4 protein-coding genes are annotated in these 4,915 nt (G+C 53.5%); 1 reads left to right on the top strand and 3 read right to left on the bottom strand.

Features of this window, described 5'->3' with window-relative positions:
* Positions 1-235 precede the first annotated feature (235 nt).
* The 3 genes from galK to ACEW8P_RS19890 all read right to left on the bottom strand — a co-directional run bounded on the left by galK (position 236) and on the right by ACEW8P_RS19890 (position 3,763).
* The gene (galK, locus tag ACEW8P_RS19900; protein ID WP_373514824.1) at positions 236-1,408 is read right to left on the bottom strand and encodes a galactokinase; all 1,173 of its coding nucleotides are present in this window, start codon (positions 1,406-1,408) and stop codon (positions 236-238) included.
* A gap of 70 nt (positions 1,409-1,478) precedes the next feature.
* The gene (mltG, locus tag ACEW8P_RS19895; RefSeq protein WP_373514823.1) at positions 1,479-2,516 is read right to left on the bottom strand and encodes an endolytic transglycosylase MltG; all 1,038 of its coding nucleotides are present in this window, start codon (positions 2,514-2,516) and stop codon (positions 1,479-1,481) included.
* Between the two features lie 170 nt (positions 2,517-2,686).
* The gene (locus ACEW8P_RS19890) at positions 2,687-3,763 is read right to left on the bottom strand and encodes an Ldh family oxidoreductase (protein ID WP_373514822.1); all 1,077 of its coding nucleotides are present in this window, start codon (positions 3,761-3,763) and stop codon (positions 2,687-2,689) included.
* A 109-nt stretch (positions 3,764-3,872) separates the two neighbouring features.
* On the opposite strand from ACEW8P_RS19890, the gene ACEW8P_RS19885 reads away from it, so the two are divergent.
* On the top strand, positions 3,873-4,915 hold a 1,043-nt coding region (locus ACEW8P_RS19885; protein ID WP_373514821.1), incomplete at its 3' end, for a mucoidy inhibitor MuiA family protein.

Here is a 4,915-nt window from a genome sequence, read left to right as displayed (position 1 = left end):
TGCTGAAGGCTTCTTTCGTAATCGTGGATTCCATCTTGTCTTCGTCTTCGTTTTTGGTTTCACAATTCAGCAAAAAAGTACCCAGCAGCGCAATAGCGACAATCGGGACTATTTTCCTAGGCAGTTTTGGCAGGCGAAAGTTGAGGTTCATGGGAGTAAGGTAGTCTAGGGTTAAAAATTCAGGGAGGTTAAGGCAAGAAAAGCGGACTGCTCGCCTGACATACTCTTTCGGGCATCAACCCTTCATTTCGGAAGTCCCATCGGTAATGCTCACTCGGTAGCAGGGTAGTTCTACGCCGAATTTTTCCTGATAAGCCTCCTTCATCACCTTTTCAAAATTCTCAGCTCCGCCGCGCTTCACCAGATTGATGGTGCAGCCGCCAAAGCCGCCGCCCATCATGCGGGCACCCGCTACATCGTCGTTGCTTCGGGTCTGCTCGACCAGGAAATCCAGTTCGGGGCAGCTTACCTCGTATTGATGTTGCAGGCCGTCGTGGGTATCGTACATTTTCTCGCCAAAACTTTCTAGATCGCCTTCCAGAAGTAGTTTGCCGGCTTCCTGCACGCGTTGGATTTCCCCGGTCATGAACTTACAGCGTTTGAAAACCGTCGGCCCCATTTCGGCTTTGTGTTCTTCCACCATGTCGGGCGTGGCATCGCGCAGACTGTGTACTTCGGGGTACTTATTTTGCAAAATCTCCACGCCCCTCTCGCACTCCTGCCGCCGAAGGTTGTATTCCGAATCGGCCAGCGAATGCTTCACTTTGGTATCGCAAAGGATGAGGAGGTTCTTGTCCATCGGGAAAGGAAAGTACTTGTATTCCAGCGAGCGACAGTCGAGTTGAATGACCGACTGCTCCTTGCCGAAAACCGACGCAAACTGGTCCATGATCCCACATTTCATACCTACGTACTCATTCTCGGCTCGTTGCGCCATCTTGACGATTTCCAGCCGATCCAAGCCCAGGTCGAATAACTCATTCAGGGCAAAAAGCAGGCAGCATTCCAACGCCGCCGAGGAGGACATCCCGGCCCCCACGGGCAAATCGCCGCCAAACGAAGCCTGGAAGCCTTTGATTTTCAAGCCGTTTTTTTGCAATTGATCCAAAACCGATAACTGGTACACGGGCCATTGCTGCTCGGGCTTTGTCAAATCGCCGAGTTGAAATTCGTAAGTTTCATTCAAATCTACGGCTTCCAACTGCACCAAATCGTCTTCGCGGGGCGCGATGGCGAAATAGACCGCCTTGTCTACGCTGGCGGGTAGTACGAAACCATCGTTGTAGTCGGTATGCTCGCCGATGAGGTTGATGCGGCCCGGCGAGCGGAACAGGCGGGGCGTTTGCTGGTACTTTTGGGTAAAAGCGTCCCAAATACGCTCGGCGGTAAGGTTATTTTTTTGGGGCATAATCGAAAAATTGGTGGTAGAAACGTAATTTATTACGTCCGTAGAGACAGGGCATGCCCTGTCTCTACGATTACCGCATAATCTGCAATCTGTTCAATTCCGCCTGGTACAGACGCGCGTTAGCCAGGTGATCGGCATAGTTTTCGGCGAAGGCGTGGTAGCCCGACAGGTCGGCCTTAGCGCACATATAGGTATAGTCGTGTTTTTCGTAGTTCAGTACGGCATTCAGCGATACCTGATCGGGCAGGCGGATGGGGCCGGGCGGTAGGCCTGTGTTGAGGTAGGTGTTGTAGGGCGAGGGCGTCATCAGTTGGGCGGTCAGGATGCGCTTGATGGCAAAATCGCCCAGCGCGAACTTGATCGTCGGGTCGGCTTGCAGCGGCATTCCGGTTTGGAGGCGGTTGATGTACATCCCGGCCACGCGCGGACGCTCATCGGGCTTGCGAGCTTGTTCCTCTTCCACGATGGAGGCCAGAATCGTGACTTCTTCGGGCGTCAAATTGATGGCTTTCGCCTTGGCTTTCCGCTCGTCGTTCCAGAATTTCTGGTACTCGCTGTGCATCCGGTCGAGGAATCGCTCGGTACTTACGTTCCAATAAATATCGTAGGTGTTGGGCAAAAACATACTGACGATGGTCGTCGTGTCCAGACCGTACTTCTGCGCCACGGCCGGATCGCTCAGTGCTTCCCGGAACTTTTGCTCTCCGAATTCAAAGCGCGGCCCAATGCGCTCGATCAATTCGTTTTTCAGACGAATGTTGTTGAAAGTCAGCCGCACAGCGTCCTGATTGCCCTCGCGAAGTTTCTGAATCACTGAGTAGTTGGTGGCATCGGGCTTGATTAAGTACCGCCCGGCCTTCACCCGATCGGGGTATTTGAGTAGTTTGGACACAAAACGAAATGAAATCTCATCGTTGATGACTTCGTTTTTCTTTAAAGTATCCAATACGGATTCGTAGGTGGCATTTTCGGGAATCAAGAGCGTAAAACTACGATCTGCCTCCAATTGCAAATTAGGCGTCTTGAAGATTTGCCAAAAATAAAAAGTAAAAGAGGTCGTAAGCACCGCCATGGTGATGAAGAGGCCTACTTTGAGGTTACGGGACATTATTTTTAAGGGGGAAAGGAGGATAGAGGAAAGGATAAAGGATGTTTACATTTTCCTCAAATTCAACCAATTACGTATTTAACAAATTTAAAGTACTCTGGCAATTACAACCAAAAACAACTATTTAAACTCACAGAAATAAAATCTGGTGCGCCAGCCCAGTTCTGAACTCATAAACTCATAAACTCCATACCGAACCGCTTCCCTAACTCCACCAACGACTCCACCACGGGCGGCAAAAGAGGGATGCCCTCTTGGCGGCGTTTGGCTTCTGATTCGCGTTCGGGGTCGCCGGGGATGAGGACTTGGTGGCCTTCGATGGCGCGGGCCTTGCGGAAAGCCCCGATCCAGCGGTCCATGTTGTCTTTGAATTCTTCGGCGGGCCGAAAACCATCAACGCGCATGGCCCCCAAAAAGTGTCCGGTACCCAGGCCCACGCCCGCCTGCGCGGCCATAAAGCCAGCCGTGGCGAAGGGCGGCACCCAGGGACCGTAGTTGGCGCCGGAAAGTACCCCGGAAAAGATGTCCACGATGGCCCCCAAGCCGTAGCCCTTGTGACTGCCATGCTCGCGGTCGGAGCCGAGGGGCAGCAGGCCGCCGCCGCTTTTAACGGCGTTGGAGTCATCGGTGGGTTTGCCCTCGGCGTCCTGCGCCCAGCCCAGCGGGGCGGGTAAGCCCTGGCGTTGCAGGATTTCGAATTTGCCGTAGGCTACGGCGGTGGAGGCGAAGTCGGCGACGAAAGGAGGTTGGCTTCGCGTGGGTACGGCCACGGCCAGCGGATTGGTACCCAGTAGCTTGTCCAGCGAGAAGGTGGGCGTCACCAGCGGAGCGGCGTTGGTCATCGTCCAGCCGATCATGTCGCGGTCGAGGGCCAGCATGGCGTGGTAGCCCGCGATGCCGAAATGGTTGGAGTTGCGCACCGACACCCAGCCCGAGCCTACCTTCTCGGCTTTGTCCATCGCGATTTGCATGGCTCGGGGCGCAACGACCAGGCCCAGGCCACGATCGCCATCCACGGTGGCGGTACTTGGTGTTTCGTGGACAATGCGAACTTGCGGGCTGGGGTTCAAGCGATCATGGTCGTAGAGCCGCACATAGCCCGCCAGCCGCGCAATGCCGTGCGAGTCGATGCCGCGCAGGTCGGCGCTGATGAGGACTTCGGAAGCCAAAAGTGCTTCCTTCGGCAGGCAGCCGATTTTTTCGAAAATTGTTTGGACGAATTTTTGTAAATAATCAGCTCTATACATAAACAATGCTCATCCTTATTAAACGTCAGGAACGATTTCGTCTCTGAAAAGCAAACCTACCACTATCATTACACCTTACAAAACCGGTTTCCTATCAATCTATCTTGCCATGAAAAAAAGCATCTTCGTACTTTCCCTCGCCTACATTTCATTGACGGCGGCTTTTGCCCAAAACTCCAATCAACAAACCGTCTCACCAACGCTCACCCACGCTACGGTTTTTCTCAACCGTGCTGAGTTGACGGCCACCGCCAAAGCTACCGTCACGGCCGGGGAGCAGCGGCTCGTCATTGAGAACATCCCGCAAAGTATCGATCAGAACAGCATTCAGGTCAAAGGATCGGGCAACGCCGTGATTACGGGAGTGCGCTTCGTGCAAAACTACCTGCAAAATGCGCCCCGTCCCAAAAATATCCTGCAACTCGACGACACGCTCCGCACCGTGCAGGACGACATTGCCGCCGCCGAGTTATCGAGGTCGGTACTGGAAGAGGAAAAACTGCTCATTCTGGCCAACAAGCAGGTTAGTGGTACGGCTACGGGCGTGAAGGTGGCTGACTTGAAAGACATGGCGAATTTCTACCGCGAGCGGCTGACCGACATTGGCGCGAAATTGATCAAAGTAAAGGAGCTTCTGAAAGATTTGCAGCAGCGGGAGAATAACCTCAAAAACCAGCTATCCAACTGGCAGAACAGCCGCAACCGACCCACGGGGGGCATTGAGGTCAGTCTGACAACTACGGTTCGTACGGCTCTCGATCTGGAAATTTCTTACGTGGTCAGAGGAGCGGGCTGGCGGCCTGTCTATGATCTGCGCGTAAAAGAAACCAACGCTCCGGTGGCGCTGGCCTACAAGGCGGAGGTTTTTCAGAATACCGGACAAAACTGGGATAATGTCAAACTCACGCTTTCTACTTCCAATCCCGCCCTCGGTGGCGTTATGCCTACGCTTGGCGTGCAGTATGTGGACTTCCCGCAACCTGTGGTGATGCGCAATGAAAGAGCAAGGTTCTCGAAAGAAGCGGCTATAAGTATGAATGCACAAGCAGTTCCAATGGACTCTGAAGCTTTTGGGGCACCGATGGCCGACGTACAAACTACCGCCGATTTTACCCAAATCACCACCAACGACCTCTCGGTTTCTTTCGACAT

This window comes from Persicitalea sp. (assembly GCF_041751555.1).
Classification (GTDB): domain Bacteria; phylum Bacteroidota; class Bacteroidia; order Cytophagales; family Spirosomataceae; genus Persicitalea.
Note: the sequence above shows the minus strand (reverse complement) of the source record. Positions and strands in the feature narration are given on the sequence as shown.

Bases quoted from the DNA above. Each gene is read 5' to 3' on its own strand.
- galK (WP_373514824.1), bottom strand. From the start codon at position 1,408: ATGCCCCAAAAAAATAACCTTACCGCCGAGCGTATTTGGGACGCTTTT.
- mltG (WP_373514823.1), bottom strand. From the start codon at position 2,516: ATGTCCCGTAACCTCAAAGTAGGCCTCTTCATCACCATGGCGGTGCTT.
- ACEW8P_RS19890 (WP_373514822.1), bottom strand. From the start codon at position 3,763: ATGTATAGAGCTGATTATTTACAAAAATTCGTCCAAACAATTTTCGAA.